Source organism: Spirosoma sp. KCTC 42546, from assembly GCF_006965485.1.
In the GTDB taxonomy this organism is placed as follows: domain Bacteria; phylum Bacteroidota; class Bacteroidia; order Cytophagales; family Spirosomataceae; genus Spirosoma.
The window spans coordinates 1,742,468-1,759,179 of the sequence record NZ_CP041360.1 but is presented as its reverse complement, the minus strand read 5'-3'; the positions used below and the strand labels follow the sequence as shown (position 1 = coordinate 1,759,179).

Here is a 16,712-nt window from a genome sequence, read left to right as displayed (position 1 = left end):
TTTCACTCTAATAACCAGGCTTTAGCCTCTGGATGCCCCAATCCTGTTAAAAGAGACAATGCTCTACAAAACTTGTGGAGAAATATAAACATACTACTCTCTACATACGCTTAACAGGCTCTTATTCAGCAGTTGGCACAGATTTGGCATCTATTTGTGGAAATGAATAGTTTACAGTAAACGATTAAACGTTATGACAGCTCTGGCAGATCGAATAGCAAGTTTTTTTAGTGGGCATGATTCCACTACTGATGAAGGATTGAGAGACCTGTTTATCAGCGAATTGAAAAGTGTGTATTATACGGAGAATCAAATCGTAGATGCATTAGGTAAACAAGCCAAAGCCAGTACAACAGATGAAGTACGTACTGCATTTTTACAGCATCAGGAACAAAGTCAAACCCAGGTGGAGCGGCTAGAACAGATATTTAAAATTATTGGTGTACGAATCGAAGAGCGTGTTTCAGAAGGTATCAATGGGCTTATTGATGACGTAGAACGTATGATTTCAACAACGGAATCAGGTTCGTTAACGCGCGATGCCGGACTGATTATTGGCGCACAAACCATTGAGCATTACGAAATTGCTATTTACGGCTCGTTGTTAACACTAGCGCATGTACTTGATTTCACCCAGTCGGCAGAGTTGCTGGAAATAACCTTGGCAGAAGAAAAAGAAACGGACCGAAAGCTAACCGCACTCGCCGAATCGTTTGTCAATAAACGCTCTAAGGAAGAAGAAGATCAGCACCCCGGTAGCCATCATGCCAGCCGCCATTCCATAGCTGACTCCAATTCAAACGTTACATTAGGCGGCCCGCTAGGCGTATAGACTCAAGTTCTCTATTCAACGAATCCGCCCTGGTTTAATCGGGGCGGATTTTTATTTCCCCGCCCCCACTTGGCTTTGGCGAGTGAGAACAGGCCTTTATTTATTAGGTAATCAATTGGGCCGAATTAACCTGAGCTATGCTTTGTGTGACCCCGACAGGGTCAGATGTTCATAGAAAAGCCATACCTACTATAAACATTTGACCCCATCGGGGTCACACAAAACTTAATATTATAATTTTACCTGATTACTCAGACACTCTCCCAGTCAGCAGAACAAACTATGCCTTTATTCGGCTTACAGCGATATATTTGATAGATAAATAACGCTTTCTACAAAAAAGAGCCTATTACCACTGAATACTACAATTTCATACTTCCGTAAGCACGTTTCATTGCTTCATCACTTTCTATGAATCAACTTTCCTCGCTAACAGCCGTCGCCTTTGTCATTACGTCCTTCCATGTTCAGGCGCAGCAAACACCCCAAAAAACTCCTCAGCCATCCGGAATTGAGAAACGGTATGTAGATGAAGTAAAAGTACTGGCAGATCAGCCAGCGGTTAAAAAAGCGTTTCAGGTTTTCATTGACCTGGAACCCCAAACGAAACAGGATCACGTTACACTTACCGAAATTCCATCCCCTCCCTTCAAAGAAAGCGTCCGCGCAAAAAAATACGCGGCTATGCTCAAAGAGGCTGGTGCCGATTCGGTCTGGATCGATGAAGTCAGTAACGTAATTGCCAAACGGAAAGGGCGATCGGGAAAGAAAACCGTTGTTGTCGAGTCGCACCTGGATACGGTTTTTCCTGAGGGGACTGATGTAAAAATTAAACCCCACGGCGATACGCTCTACGCCCCTGGCATTGGTGATGACACACGGGGGCTGGCCGCCATCCTGGCCGTTCTGAAAGGCATGGAAAAAGCGTCCATCGAAACCGAAGCCGACGTATTGTTCGTTGGGGCAGTTGGTGAAGAAGGCCTGGGTGATCTTCGGGGAGTGAAACATTTACTCAGACCCGGAAGCCCCAAAGTTGATTCGTATATAGCCGTTGATGGCGATGGTATCAGTAGCATTGTGCACCGTGGCCTGGGTTCGCACCGGTATCGGGTTACGTTTAAAGGACCGGGAGGGCATTCTTACGGGTCATTTGGTATTGTCAACCCCCACAGTGCCGCCGGAAAAGCTATTTATTACTTCACAACAGAGGCCGATAAAGCAACTCGCCAGGGTGTTAAAACGACCTATAGCGTCAGCGTAATGGGCGGGGGCACGTCGGTCAATGCCATTCCCTACGAATCCTGGATGGAGATCGATATGCGTTCCGAAAGCCCCGAGAAACTCAATGAAGTTGATCAGTTATTGCAGGCAGCTATCCAGCGGGCACTGAAAGAAGAAAATGGCCTCAAACGCCAGGGGCCCGACCTGACCGTTGATGTCAAAAAGATCGGAGATCGACCATCGGGTAAAACGGAAGCTACAGCCCCCATCGTCCAACACGCCATGGCCGTAACGAAGTTTATGAATGCGGAACCACAGTTGGACGTAGCCTCCACAAACGCCAATACACCCATTGCGTTAGGTATTCCGGCCATCACCATCGGCAGCGGAGGAATTGGCGGGGGCGAACACGCCCTGAACGAGTGGTGGCTGAATGACAAAGGCTACCTGGGCATGCAGCGTATTCTACTCGTATTGCTCACCGAAGCAGGTCTGGATAAAGGCAGTAGCACAAAGGCGACAAAGCGTTAAGATAGAGATTACTACAATCATACCATGAGACTACTTATTTTCATTTGTTTGATAGCCTTCGGAACGGCGCAGGCCCAGAGTTTGTACATGCCGCGTAACGTAAAAAAAGCGTACCAGAAAGACACTCGTTCCATGGACGGGAAACCGGGCAGCAAGTACTGGCAGAATTCTGCCCGCTATGCCATCACCGTTACAGCTACACCGCCCAGCCGAACCATTCAGGGAACCGAAGAAATTATATACGTCAACAACAGCCCCGATACGCTGGCTACACTGGTCTTCAAATTAATCCTGAACAGTCACAAATCAGGGGCCATCCGACAGGCACCAGCCTCGCCCGATTACCTGACAACAGGAATCCACATTGACCGATACACCGAGAATGGCTCTGCCAAACCCTGGCGGGACGCCGGTGTTGCCACATCTAAACAGGTGGTACTGAACAAACCGCTGATGCCCCATGATTCCGTGAAACTTTCGTTCGAGTGGCATTATGATCTGTCGGTTGAAAGCGGACGGGAAGGGATGCTTGATTCCACCACACTTTTCCTTGCCTATTTCTACCCACGCGTAGCGGTGTACGACGACTATTATGGCTGGGACCGAACCACATTTACTGAAGCCCAGGAGTTTTACAACGATTTCAATGACTATACCCTGACCGTCAATGTGCCGAAAGATTACATCGTCTGGTCGACTGGTGATTTACAGAATCCTACCGATGTATTGCAGCCAACCTACGCCAAACGCCTGAGCGAATCCTTACAAACCGATTCCCTTATTCACGTTGCCACCCTCGCCGATTTAAGGGCGAAACAGGTAACAACCCAACAGCCTGTCAATAGCTGGACATGGAAAGCAAGTAACGTGTCGGATATGGCGGTCTGCATCAGTAACCACTACGTTTGGGATGCATCGAGCGTTGTAGTGGATAAAAAGACAAATCGGCGGGCGAGCGTTCAGGCGGCTTTTCTGGATAACGCCAACGATTTCCATCAGATGGTTGGTTTCGGTCGTCACTCCCTCGACTGGTTTTCAAACAACCTGCCTGGCATTCCGTATCCCTACGCCAAAACAACCATCGTTCAGGGCTTTGCGGATATGGAATACCCCATGATGGTAAACGATGGTACCACCACCGATTTGAATTTTTCGCGTTTTGTGGCCGAGCATGAAATTGCCCATACCTGGTTTCCATTTTACATGGGCATCAATGAAACCCGCTACGGATTTATGGACGAAGGCTGGACAACGGCCTTTGAATACCTGATTAGTCAGGCCGATTTAGGAACGGCTCAGGCCACCAAAAACTTCCAGCAGTTTCGGGTGAACGGGTGGATTAATGACCCATCGGCGGAACAGGATTTACCGATCGTAACGCCCGCCAACATATTAAGTGGGGCGGCTATGGGAAATAATGAATACGGGAAAGCCGCGCTGGGGTATCTGGCCCTAAAAGAACTACTGGGTGAGACTGGTTTCAAAAAGAGCCTGCATGAGTTTATCAACCGCTGGCATGGCAAACACCCCAATCCCTGGGATATGTTCTACAGTTTCAACAGCGCTTCGGGCAAAGACCTGAACTGGTTCTGGAACAACTGGTTTTTCAGCAACAACTACATCGACTTAGCTATCCAGAAGGTAGAGGCCTCCCCTACCCAGTGCACGATCACGATCCAGAATATCGGTGGGTATGCTGCCCCCGTAGATGTGGTCCTCAACTTTACAGATGGCACGACCGAAACAGTTCACCAAACTCCGGTAATCTGGCAGGCGAATCAAAAAGTAGCCGTGGTGAAAATACCGGTTAAAAAGAAGGTTCAGTCGCTCACCCTGGCGGGAGGTATTTTTATGGATGCCGACGAACGTAACAATAGCTGGAAAGCGAAGTAACGGAGCGGGCCCAAACGAATGCATGTCGGGAACAATCGACTACAATCGAATGTCTCTATAGTGGTACCACTTTACTGAGTTTATGACTCGTCGACAGCATTTTATTATTATTCTGATTTTAGGGACACTCTCTACAATTAGTCCGTTTTCCATCGACATGTATTTGCCGGGCTTTCCGGCTATTGCCAGAGACCTGCATACCTCAATTTCGCAGGTTCAGTTATCCCTGACCGCTTATCTGGTGGGCATTTCGGTTGGGCAGCTGCTTTATGGCCCGTTACTGGATCGATATGGTCGTAAACTTCCGCTCTATGCCGGTTTGGTGGTCTATCTGCTGGCTTCGATAGGCTGCGCGTTCAGTACCTCGATAGAAACGCTGATTGCCATGCGGCTCCTGCAAGCGTTAGGTGGCTGCGTGGGCCTGGTATCCGCTCAGGCTTTAGTACGCGACTTATTCCCTGTCTCTGACATTGCTCAGGTTTTTTCGCTGCTCACGCTGGTAGTTGCGGTCTCACCCATGATTGCCCCAACAGTTGGTGGCTATGCAACAATTGCCTTCGGCTGGCATTCTATTTTCCTTATTCTGGCCATTATAACCGCCCTGATTATTGTTGGAATCTATTTTGCGTTACCCGACGGCAAACAACCTGATGACTCCTTGTCATTACGCCCAAACGCCGTATTGGGTAGCTTCTTTACCGTATTGAAGCAGCCTCAATTTTTAACCTATGCGCTGGTAGGCGGTATGGCTACGTCGGCCCCCTTCGCGTATCTGGCCGGTTCCTCCGATGTATTCATGAACATTTACAAAGTCAATGAGCAGGAGTATGGATGGATATTTGCCTTTCTGGCCATCGCCGTCATTGCCCCCACTCAGTTAAATCGCTTTTTCCTGAGACGGTACAGCAGCGAACAAATCATTTTAGCAACCCTCCTCTACCAATCGATAATTGGCCTGCTGTTGGTTTCGGGTACCTGGGCGGGGTTGTATGGCCAATATAGCCTGATTGCCATGTTATTTTTATTCTTGTGTGGTCAGGGAATAACCGGCCCAAATGCATCAGCGCTTTCACTGGCTCCATTTTCCCGTCATGCTGGCAGTGCTGCGGCTCTAATGGGCAGTTTTCGGATGGGGTTTGGTGCCTGCGTTTCGGCGGCTGTGAGTGTCTTGCACAACAACACGGCCGTTCCGATGGTCGGTGTTATGACAGCCTGCGTACTCTTTGGCCTGGCTGTTCTTTGGGTCGGACAGCGAGTCATTCAGCACCGGAGCAAGGACGATAATATCGACGAACCCATGGCCGAGGCTGTGCTTTGAGTGGGTGATCAAAAACTAGTCAGATTGTGTCAACTTTGGGTTTCCCCGTGTCTGTGAAGACGCAGGAGTAAGTCCCGTTTGCCCCCGATGGGGTCAAACCGAGTTAATAACTAAAATCAAATCGCTAAATTCTACAATGCCAGACCATGTTGCTTCTGATCACGACTATTGTCTGGAAGGAATCCTCATTCCTACCCTGACCGACAGTCTGTTATCGAAACACAGTGCTGGCTTTAATTCGTTTTCTGACGGATATACTGAAATCCAGCCGCAGGACATTGCCATTAATCAGGGCGTATTTACAAGCGCATCCCGACTCGCGTATTTTCCTACAGTTATAGTCAAGCAAACGGAACAATCGTTGCTGGTTTCCTGCACCTGTGACCTTCCCAAAGTCAGGTTATGCGAGCATCAGGTGCAGGTTTTAGCGAGCCTGATCAGGCGCAGGGAACTCCGCATTTTCTTCGACCAGGCGCTTCGTTATCAAGCCATTAGGCAAGTGGCCCAAGACTATGGGCTGGAAAACGAACCTTCGTTAGACGATCTCTTCGAGCTTTCCCATGAGAATAAGTTTGTGAACATCAAACCCAAACGAAAAGAGCTTATTTCACTCACTCAGGCAGATAAAGACTACCTGACGGCACAGTTAGTACCAAAATCAGCGCATAAGCTCTCCGTACCCAATGAACCCGCGCCAACGCTGAAACGGATTCTTGTTTTTACCAAACACCGCTTTTACGACCACTTTTGCCTGGAGCTCTTTGAGGCCGCAACCGCAGGAAACGGGAAACTAAAGAGCCCGTTCACAGCCCTACAGCCACTCGATTTACTAGGCAAAGTTGATAACCTGGATGCGGTAAAGTTTTACTCGGCGGTTGCCAAATTCCAGAATCACCACCGCACTAAGAATGAACAGGCCGATCTGGAAGCCTTGCGTTTAGTGGCAGTTAATCCATTAAAGCTGCCCGTTTTTTACCATTCAGGTAGCGTTTCCGAGAATATCTCCTCAGGTTCGCTGGTGCCAATAAAACTGGCTAGTCAGACAACAAACCTCCGGCTGACGGTTCAACAGGTCGACAATTTTTATGAAGTGTGGGGAGCCATTACCCTCAATGGAGCCACCTATGGGTTACACCAACTGACGCTAAAATACGACTACTTTATCCTGCTCTACGATACGCTCTACCTGATTGAGGGTGCTGATTATCTGCGGGTTATTCAGTTTTTTGCGAAGCAAAACAATGGGATTGTCTTGCACCAATCGAAATACAATGCATTTCAACAGGAGATTTTAGCCAAACTTGAAGACCGGGTTCCCATCCGATACGCGTACCTGAAACCCGCCACACCCGCGCAACTGACCGAGAAAGGGTTTGATCTGGAACGGGAACGGATCATTTATTTGTCGGATACGGAGAATTACGTAGTGCTGACGCCCGTCATGAAATATGGGTCTGTAGAGGTACCCGTACTGTCGCAGCGGCAAATTCATTCGGTCGATCGAAAAGGGAAACCTTTTATGGTTGCGCGCGATGAAGAGGCTGAGATTCAGTTTGTCATGGCAGTGATGACGCAGCACCCTGATTTTCAGGACCAACTCAATCAAAATGAGTTCTTTTTACACAAAAAGCACGTATTGGAAGATGGTTGGTTTTTGGATGCATTTGAGAACTGGAGCAGTCAGTCTATTCGGATTCTGGGGTTCAATACCCTCAGAAATAACCGGCTCAATCAACATAAAGCGAAGGTCTCGGTTATTGTCAGCAGTGGGCAAAATTGGTTCGAAACTTCATTGGGCTTGTCGTATGGGAAGCAACAGGTATCCCTAAAACATCTGCATAGAGCGATCAAGAACAAGAGTCGGTTTGTTACCCTCGATGACGGTACGCAGGGCCTATTGCCAACCGAGTGGCTCGACCGCTTTACCGCCTACTTCCAGGCAGGCGATATTGTCGATGATCGAATCCGAACGCCGAAAATCAGCTTCGCCAGTATTCAGGAACTGTACGCTGAGGAGGAGTTACTGAATGACGTGAAAGACCAGTTGGCTCTGTACACAAAAAACTTCGCCAGCTTTGATTCTGTCCGTCCCGTGGCGGTGCCTGCTGAGTTACGGGCTACGCTCCGGGATTATCAGAAAGAGGGATTAAACTGGCTGAACTTTCTGGATGAACTTGGATTTGGTGGATGTCTGGCCGATGATATGGGGCTTGGCAAAACGCTCCAGATCATCGCGTTCATTCTGTTGCAAAAGCAAAAAAAACGAGTCAGTACCAATCTGATTGTGGTACCCACCTCGCTGCTGTTCAACTGGCAGGCCGAAGCAGCGAAATTTGCTCCAACCCTCAGCCTGCACACGTTTTACGGGGCGAATCGGGGCCTTACGAAAAAGGAGTTCGACCAGTACGATATCATCCTCACCTCCTACGGCACCCTACTCTCCGACATTCGCTTTTTAAAAGAATATCTCTTCAACTACATTGTCCTCGATGAATCGCAGGCCATTAAAAACCCAGAATCCCAACGGTATCAGGCCGTTCGACTATTACAATCCCGTAATAAGCTTGTATTGACAGGTACCCCTATAGAAAACCATACGTTTGATCTGTACGGTCAGCTTTCGTTTGCCTGTCCGGGTCTGCTGGGAAGCTACAACCACTTTAAAGCACATTACTCAACCCCCATCGACAAGTTTGCCGATCAGACACGTGCCCGCGAGCTTCAGAAGAAAATCAGTCCGTTTATTTTACGCCGGACCAAGGCGCAGGTGGCGACTGAGCTTCCCGACAAAACGGAGATGATTCTCCATTGCGAAATGGGGCTTGAGCAACGACGTGTCTACGATGCCTACGAACGGGAGTTTCGCAATTTTCTCCTGACAACCAAAGAAGGTGACATTCCCCGAGAACGCTTGCATGTGTTGCAGGGACTAACGAAACTGCGGCAGATCTGCAACTCGCCGGTTTTGCTTAACGATGATGAATTTTATGGCGACTCATCAGCAAAAATAGAGATGCTGATGGAGCAGATCGAGAGCAAATCGCCGAATCATAAAATCCTGGTTTTTTCGCAGTTCGTAGCCATGCTCGACCTGATCCGAAAGGAATTAGAGTCCCGACAAATTGGTTTCGAATACCTGACCGGTCAAACCAGCAACCGGGGTGCCATTGTCGATCGTTTTCAAACGGACGACAGCATTAGGGTGTTTTTAATCAGTCTGAAAGCCGGAGGAACGGGTCTCAATCTAACCCAGGCCGACTACGTGTATCTGGTTGATCCGTGGTGGAATCCGGCGGTCGAGAATCAGGCCATCGACCGGAGTCATCGCATTGGTCAAACTAAAAACGTGATCGCTGTTCGGTTGATTTGCCCCAACACGATTGAAGAAAAAATCCTGCTACTTCAGGAATCAAAGCAGGAGCTGGCCGATACCCTGGTCAAAACCGACGCATCCATTGTGAAGTCGCTCTCGAAAAGTGATTTACTGAATTTGCTGAGCTAAAAGGTTTAAACACAGAGGGCATTGAGAAAGAACGGAGTACACGGAGGAAACCAATTATCGCTCTGTGTACTCCGTTCTTTTCTCAATGCCCTCTGTGTTTAAACCTTTTTAACTTAATCTTCAATCGGGCCGTATTTAGCTTCGCGGATGGCCATCCACTCGCGGGCTGTACCACCCTTGTTAAAGTGTTCTTCTTCGTCCTGAATTTCCTGATCCCAGCTAAAGTCCGTAGTAAACTTCCCCTGGGGCGTTAAGTCGATTTGCAGCCGATTGGCGGGGGGAAGCCCTTCATTTTTTCGAATCAGGTAGAGTTCCTGAACAGCCTCGATCATCTCATCCGGGAAATCGGTGGATAAAGGCTCCTCGTCACCCGTCGGTGTCAGGTAGAAACCATCAAATTCCACTTCCAGACCGTCCGACAGAAACTGAACATTCAGACGAACAATCGCCCATTCATCGGGAATAATGCTGCTGATGGCATCCGTCAGCACATCATAAATTTCATTCGTTGTCATGCGTATGGGATAAGGTGCTTACGCGCGCCATTGTTGATTCTCCTGCAAATTTACGCACAATCGGCCGACTACTAATTTTTCACCATAACGGGTAGGTCTTCCAACTGGGCATAACTCAGTTTCCAGGTGTTATCGGCTCCTTTTTTCCAGAGCAGAATATAGTTTCCTTCGCCAAACGCATGCGGATCTTTGGGATTTAGCGGCAGCACGTCGACTGAAAACGTACCCGCTTCGTAGGCAATATGGTTATCACTTTCTGAACTTACTACGTTGGTTTTCAGATCGGTCAGCGTTGGCAGCGTCTCGGTTACCCATTTATCTGCTACTTCTGCCTTACCCTTGAAGTGCGTATTCCCTTGCAGAAAATGGGCATCGTCGGCCAGAAGAGAGATTATTTTGGTGGAATCTTTATCATTCCAGGCATTGATAAACTGCCGGTTAAGATCCTGAATATTGACCGTATCGGTCGATTGCGAACAAGACGCAAAAAGGGTGGCCGCTAGTAAAATGCGGATGGATGTGTTCATGACATAACGTTTTAGAAGTGAATGATATAAATAAGTTTGGAATGTGGTTGCAACCGCATTCCAAACTCACGGCATTAAAATTTACCAGCTTTTTCGGCGGTATTCGGATGTTGGATAGGGCGACAGCGGATCACCATAGGTATCATTCGGCAGGTAACCAGCCTTCAATACATAGGATACCACGGGTTGCGTAGTATCAATCAGACTAACCGGCTGATTCTGCGCTCCTGCAACGGCTGCAGCCATACCGGGCTTAGCAACAGGTTCATTGGCAGGAGCGGTCTTCTGCGCAACAGCTCTCGCTTGGGCGGCCTGATTAGCGGCAGCACGATCAGCAGCGGCACGCTCGGCAGCTGCCCGTTCTGCAGCGGCAACCCGAGCCGCTTCGGCTTTGTTCTTGTTGTCTTTATGCTTACCAATGGCATACCCGGCAGCACCACCAACAACCCCACCAACTACGCCACCCACAACGCGGTTGCGTTTATTGATGATCGCTCCAGCAGCCGCACCAGCACCAGCGCCTACGGCGGTACCCGTTGCCTGCGGACTCCAGCGCCGTTTGGACTTTTTCCCGATTGCATATCCGGCGGCACCGCCCAATACGCCACCAGCCACACCGCCTACAACACGGTTTCGTTTATTAATAATAGCGCCAATAGCAGCACCCGTTCCGGCACCAATTACAGCCCCGTTTGTTCCAGTACCCCAGCCTTTTATTGCCTGGGCTTCAGCGACCTGACCAAGCGTAAGGATTGTCAGCATAACCAGCGTAACAACCTGATGAGTCTTTTTCATGACATCTATAGTTTAGTGATAAGTAGACTTACCAATGACAATTAACGTGTTCTACTTCGTCATTGTTTAGCACTAAGACCGTCACGAAAACAAATGGTTTAATGTAAACGTATGTAGTGCACCTATCATCAGACGTACAATCACCCGCTTAGTATAGGCTATAAATACCATCGCCGTGCTAGCCGGAAATGACCAGTTAACACGGCGATTTTACTGAAACAGAGAATGATAAGACGCCTATTTGAGCGCTATGTGGGGATCATCTTCATAGGCCGATCCGATACGGCAAAGTTGATTGAGGATTTCGGCGAAGAGTGTATAGAGCAACTTTAATCGCTCAACGTCTTTGATTATACCGACCACCTGGAACGACAATTGATCTACGCCTTCCGGAAATTTGGCCCCCAGCCACCCGTCGTCATCTTTCACTTCCAGACTAATATCAGACTGAGCCTCAATTAATTCCCGGATTTTTAGATTCTTAAACAAGAGTTGCAGTTTGGACTCGTCATTACCCTGAATAATAAACTGATCATCAAATTCCAGGAAGCCCACTTCAACATCCTGCATACCCAGCCGCTTACCTAAATCGCTAAAAAATCCTTTCCGATAGATTTTGAATCGAAACCCGTCTTTGTTCACATAAGGGGCACGAATTCGGGTATAGGTGATATACGCTTTGCCTGTCGATACGGTATAAGTATCAAGGGTTACTGTCCACTCATGCACACTCGCCTGTACCTTACTCCCTTTCCATAAGCCACCATCCACAAAATCAGCGCTCATTTCTCCGGCCAATTGCTTCCAGATTTCATCCTTAGAAGGGCCAAACCATTTTTTCAGTATGCTCATGAGGAAGTGAACGTTAAAGGGTTTTAGGGTATAAGCGTGGCAAAATGGATAACTATGCTAGAGGTTTCGCATCCAGACCTCCCGCAACTGCACCTGCTCAGGTGTCGCTTGTGGATTAAGCTCAAAAACGTATTGCTTTACTCCTTCTTTTTCAAGCATGGCGTTTTTTACCGTGATGTCCTGCCCATTCCGGCGCACCGTTACTTCGTAGGTATCGCCAGGCTTCAGTTTCTTCAGATCAGCCTGAATTTTCCCAATGTTGTCCATGCTGAGTGGTTGGCCATTGAATGCCGTCCACTCGTCGTTTTCCTGCAAACCAGCTTTCAGTAAGGGGTCGGCCAATCTGGTTAGCACAAACTTAGTGCCGGTAAATGCGGGCTTCATGCCTAGCGTGGCCGTTTTCTCTCCAGTAGCCATGGCGGGCGTGTAGGTAATGCCCAACTTCCCGTAGTACTCGCTGAAGGGCAATGGTTCGGCTGCTTTTATGTACCGATTAAAGAAATCCGCAATTTCCGGGTAGGTCTTTTGGGTGAAGATGTCGAAGAACTCTTTCTCAGGAAACGCTTTGTTCGGTCCGTAGGTAGCAGCCAATTCATTGATCACTTCGCGGAGACCCCGTGTTCCCTTCGAGAGTTCCAGTAACCGAATATCCAGTAAGCCAGCGACTAAGGCACCACGGGAGTAGATGTTGCCATACTGACGCTGACCTTCGTCGGTATAGCAGGTAAGCCCCAGTTTGCTCAGACTGTAGGTTGTATCCACACTTTTGTCGTAGGCAATTTTCTGGCTCAGTTCACCAAAATAGGTTGGAAGGTCCATAATCTGACCACGCAACTGCATGGCGTCGCTGGCCCATTCCGTTACGCCCTCATAGAGCCACAGGTGTTCCGAAGGTGTAGGCGTAACAAAGTTGAACTGTTCAATAATCTCGCTGTGGATATTCAACGGGGTGACCACATGAAAGAATTCATGGGCTGCAATTGACGTCATGTTATCCGCCAGCTTCTTCGTGAATTCGTCTTCTTTGATCACGTACTCGGAGCTATACGAATGCTCCCAGGCACCCCAATCCTGATCTTCGAAATGGTACAGAAACGTATAGCGCTTCACCGGCAATTGCTTCAAAAACTGACCAGCCGCCGTCAGCATCGACTGCATGTTATTCAGCAGTTGGTCCGATTTGATCTTATCACTTTTCGAGTAGGTATACACGTCGATCTGGGCACCGGCAACCGTGGTTGTGGCTTTGGTCAGGCGACCCAGTAGAATGGGTGAATCCACGATCCGGTCATAGGTTGACGCGGTGAAATAACCCTTCTCATTTTTTTCTAAAGCAGTTCCAACCGTCCAGTTGGCGGGGTAATTAAGTTTCAGTTCGATAGGTGCGGTCTGCATACCGGTTGGAAATCCGAACACGCCCTGCCCGTTGATCAATACGTGATCATTTTCGATAGATGTACCACACATATTGTAGGGCTTGTGTTCGTTGATCGGCGTGTCCCAGGTTTCGGCAATGCTGTATTGAACCGTCCGTACTTTTTCGGGCTGATCAAATTTCCACTGGTTGGTAGAAACCTGCTGGGTTTTTACCTCTTTCCCTTTGCTATCAAACGCTTTAAACGACCGAACGTAGCGGCCGATGTCCATAATCTGATACGTACCGGGCGCAGTCGAAGCAAACTGGTAAACAGCGTTATCTGAGGTCAATCCACTCACATGTAGGGTCACCTTAAACTCATCGTCGGCCCGGTCGTTGAGGTTCACTTCATACACCAACGGAACGGTTGGTTTGGCAGTGGAGAACTGAAAAAAAAGCGTGGTTGAAACCAGCAAAAGCAAGCGGAATGTCTTCATGAATTTTGGCACTAATTATAGAACGCTGATTTTTATGATTTTTGAGATCAAATATGATTTTTGTGTTCATGTGTATTATACACGTTGAAAAATGCCTTCAAAATTAACTGGGTAAGGTCTGAGTGTTTATAGTTAGTATTCATGACCATTGCATTTTGTTTACAAAAATCATAAATAATCATACCCATCATAAAAATCAGCGTTCTATTTTTTGGTAATGGCTATAATCAACGATCTCAATACCCCTGCAAATCCACCTCAGCCGTATCGATCTGCTCAACCCGCTTGCCCATCTTTTTCTGAATGATTTTAAAATGGTGTTCATCGTCGGGGGTGATTAGTGAAATGGCTTTCCCTTGCGATTCGGCGCGGCCCGTTCGGCCAATCCGGTGAACGTAGTCTTTGGGCGAACGGGGCAGATCGAAGTTGATCACATAGGGAAGCAACTGAATATCAATCCCTCGGGATAGTAAATCAGTGGCGACCATTACCGTAAGCTGCCCCGCCTTGAATTTCTGAAGCACTTCAGATCGAATATTCTGGCCTTTCTGGCCATGAATTGCCGCTGCCTGAATGCCGTTCTTCGTCAGTTTAACAACCAGATTATCAGCCGTTCGGGTTGAGGAGACAAACACCAGCACCTGCTTCATCTTTTCAGTTTTAATCAGGTAGCGCAGAAAAGGACCTTTTCGCTCAGCGTCAACTTTATAGGCCAGTTGTTCAATCAGGTCAAGGTTGGTTTCTTCTTCGGCAACCTCAATTTTAATTGGTGTGCGCAACAGCGTCGCGTTAATGTCCTGGATGGCATCGCCCAGGGTGGCCGAGAACAGAATCGTCTGGCGTTTTTTGGGTAGTCGGGCAAATAGTTTGCTCATTTCGTCGGCAAAGCCGAGTTCAAGCATTTTATCCGCTTCGTCGAGCACCAGAATTTCAACATCCGACAATCGTAGCGCATTCTGACTAATCAGATCCAGCAATCGGCCTGGTGTAGCCACAATAATATCGGCACCATAAACGGCTCGCATCTGTGGATTAATGGCGACGCCCCCATACACAGCCACGGTTTTCACCTTCGGAAAAAGATGTTTACCCAACTCCTGAAATACGTCGGCAACCTGACCAGCCAATTCCCGCGTCGGCACCAATACCAGCACCGTAGCGAACTGGCTGCTGGCATCTTTTGTCCGATGGAACAATTCCAGAATTGGCAGTACAAAGCTGGCGGTTTTCCCAGAGCCGGTTTTAGCGATACCCAGAATGTCTTTGCCGCGAAGAATGGACGGAATAGCATCCCGCTGAATGGGGTAAGGCTGCGTATAGTGCTGCTCTGTTACGGCTTTCACCAAGGGTTCGGATAAACCGAGAGATGCGAACGTCACGTTATTTTTTTCCGCTCCGCTTAATGGGTCTGCCATATTTTAACATTTTTTCGGCTGCGTGATCGCGCCGTACGTTTACTTTTTTGTTTTTAGCTAACTTCTCATGAAAAGCCGGACCAACGTCTTCGCGCTTGGGTACTTTTACCTCCACGGTTTTCATGTATATTTTCGGTTCCTCGTCTTCGGTTAGTTCGTCTGAAATAACGAGATCCTGTGGCAACGGCAACAGCGGAATCTGGTAGTTCATCAACGATTCGATAGCCTCCTGTTTTTCCGCATCTTTAGGCGTAATAAACGTAATGGCGATGCCCTTCTGATCGGCACGGCCCGTTCGGCCAATCCGGTGAATGTAGTTTTCCGGCACGTCGGGCATGTCAAAATTAATCACGTGCGACACCTCGGCTACGTCCAATCCACGAGCAATGATATCTGTAGCAATCAGGATTCGGTGAGTGCCCGCTTTAAATTGATCAACGGCCTCAAATCGCTGGCTCTGGGCTTTGTTCGAGTGAATGATGCCGAGCTGGTCCGGGAATTTGGTTTCGAGTTCGTCATATACCTGATCCGCCAAATGCTTGGTGGCCACAAAGACCAGCACTTTGGTCATGTCCGCATCCTGATTCAGTAACAGTTTCATCAGGTTAACCTTCGTGTAAAAGTTAGGAACGGCATACGCCATCTGCGCAATATTTTCCAGGGGCGTACCCACCGGAGCAGCCTCAACCCGAACTGGATTGTTGAAAAACGTTTCGATTAACTTCTCAACCTCAGTCGTCAGCGTAGCCGAAAACAGCAGGTTTTGCCGTTTCGGGGGCAGCAGGTCCAGAATGATTTTCAGCTGCGTGCGGAACCCAAGGTCCAGCATTTCGTCGACCTCATCGATGACCAGTTTTTTAATCGCCTTGGTCTTCAGAATACCGTTCGACAATAAATCGACCAGCCGGCCAGGTGTAGCCACCAGGATGTCCATGCCTTTCTGCACTTCAGCCGCCTGCGGTTTCAGGTTGACACCCCCATACACACCTACCGCGGTCAGGTTCATGTAGGCCGTCACCTGGTTCACCGTTTCCAGCACCTGAACGACCAGTTCGCGGGTTGGAACAATGATCAGGAGTTGGGGCAGTTTCTCTTTCGAAAATTGAAGCTGACGAAGGCAGGGCAGCAGATACGCCAGCGTTTTTCCCGTACCCGTTTGCGCCAGTCCGCACACGTCCCGCCCCGACATCACAATCGAAAACACATTCTGCTGAATGGTCGTTGGGGTCGTATAGCCCAGGTCATTCAGGGCATTTATAAGCGGTTTATTCAGATTCAGTTCCTCAAACGTCATAGCCTTACATCGTCTACCAATCTACGAAGGTACGGCTATTCCCCGAACTCAGTCAGGAAAACGTGCAGATACCCACACCCCCAACCCCCTGAAGGGGGCTAAGTTCACTGGGGAGAAAAGCCCCCTTCAGGGGGTTGGGGGTATTTCAAGCAATCCTGTCCAA

Annotated in this window: 12 protein-coding genes; 5 read left to right on the top strand and 7 right to left on the bottom strand. The window is 48.5% G+C overall.

Going from position 1 to position 16,712, the window contains the following annotated elements; all coding sequences use genetic code 11:
• The first annotated feature begins 193 nt into the window (after positions 1–193).
• From EXU85_RS07095 to EXU85_RS07075, 5 genes are all read left to right on the top strand, one after another.
• On the top strand, positions 194–832 hold the full coding sequence (locus EXU85_RS07095; RefSeq protein ID WP_142771410.1) for a ferritin-like domain-containing protein: 639 nt from the start codon (positions 194–196) through the stop codon (positions 830–832).
• A gap of 411 nt (positions 833–1,243) precedes the next feature.
• Complete coding sequence (locus EXU85_RS07090; RefSeq protein ID WP_142771409.1) at positions 1,244–2,584, top strand: M20/M25/M40 family metallo-hydrolase; 1,341 nt, start codon at positions 1,244–1,246, stop codon at positions 2,582–2,584.
• A 24-nt stretch (positions 2,585–2,608) separates the two neighbouring features.
• Complete coding sequence (locus EXU85_RS07085; RefSeq protein ID WP_142771408.1) at positions 2,609–4,477, top strand: M1 family metallopeptidase; 1,869 nt, start codon at positions 2,609–2,611, stop codon at positions 4,475–4,477.
• Between the two features lie 82 nt (positions 4,478–4,559).
• Positions 4,560–5,795 carry a multidrug effflux MFS transporter gene (locus tag EXU85_RS07080; RefSeq protein ID WP_142771407.1) on the top strand — a complete coding sequence of 412 codons (1,236 nt, stop codon included), beginning with the start codon at positions 4,560–4,562 and terminating at the stop codon, positions 5,793–5,795.
• Between the two features lie 136 nt (positions 5,796–5,931).
• The gene (locus EXU85_RS07075; protein WP_142771406.1) at positions 5,932–9,297 is read left to right on the top strand and encodes a DEAD/DEAH box helicase; all 3,366 of its coding nucleotides are present in this window, start codon (positions 5,932–5,934) and stop codon (positions 9,295–9,297) included.
• Positions 9,298–9,410: 113 nt separating this feature from the next.
• Here EXU85_RS07075 and EXU85_RS07070 read toward each other — a convergent pair whose 3' ends face one another.
• The 7 genes from EXU85_RS07070 to EXU85_RS07040 all read right to left on the bottom strand — a co-directional run bounded on the left by EXU85_RS07070 (position 9,411) and on the right by EXU85_RS07040 (position 16,549).
• Positions 9,411–9,812 carry a hypothetical protein gene (locus EXU85_RS07070; protein WP_142771405.1) on the bottom strand — a complete coding sequence of 134 codons (402 nt, stop codon included), beginning with the start codon at positions 9,810–9,812 and terminating at the stop codon, positions 9,411–9,413.
• 71 nt (positions 9,813–9,883) lie between these two features.
• Positions 9,884–10,339 (bottom strand): DUF4440 domain-containing protein, encoded by a 456-nt coding sequence (locus EXU85_RS07065; RefSeq protein WP_142771404.1) that lies wholly within the window; start codon positions 10,337–10,339, stop codon positions 9,884–9,886.
• 81 nt (positions 10,340–10,420) lie between these two features.
• Positions 10,421–11,134: a glycine zipper domain-containing protein gene (locus EXU85_RS07060; protein ID WP_142771403.1), complete on the bottom strand. Its 714-nt coding sequence runs from the start codon at positions 11,132–11,134 to the stop codon at positions 10,421–10,423.
• Between the two features lie 237 nt (positions 11,135–11,371).
• On the bottom strand, positions 11,372–11,986 hold the full coding sequence (locus tag EXU85_RS07055) for a DUF3137 domain-containing protein (protein ID WP_142771402.1): 615 nt from the start codon (positions 11,984–11,986) through the stop codon (positions 11,372–11,374).
• 57 nt (positions 11,987–12,043) lie between these two features.
• Positions 12,044–13,840: a PDZ domain-containing protein gene (locus EXU85_RS07050; protein ID WP_142771401.1), complete on the bottom strand. Its 1,797-nt coding sequence runs from the start codon at positions 13,838–13,840 to the stop codon at positions 12,044–12,046.
• A gap of 236 nt (positions 13,841–14,076) precedes the next feature.
• Positions 14,077–15,255, bottom strand: coding sequence for a DEAD/DEAH box helicase (locus EXU85_RS07045; protein ID WP_142771400.1), 1,179 nt, complete (start codon positions 15,253–15,255; stop codon positions 14,077–14,079).
• Positions 15,221–16,549, bottom strand: coding sequence for a DEAD/DEAH box helicase (locus EXU85_RS07040; protein WP_142771399.1), 1,329 nt, complete (start codon positions 16,547–16,549; stop codon positions 15,221–15,223). The genes EXU85_RS07045 and EXU85_RS07040 overlap by 35 nt, the downstream gene beginning before the upstream one ends.
• Positions 16,550–16,712: the final 163 nt, after the last annotated feature.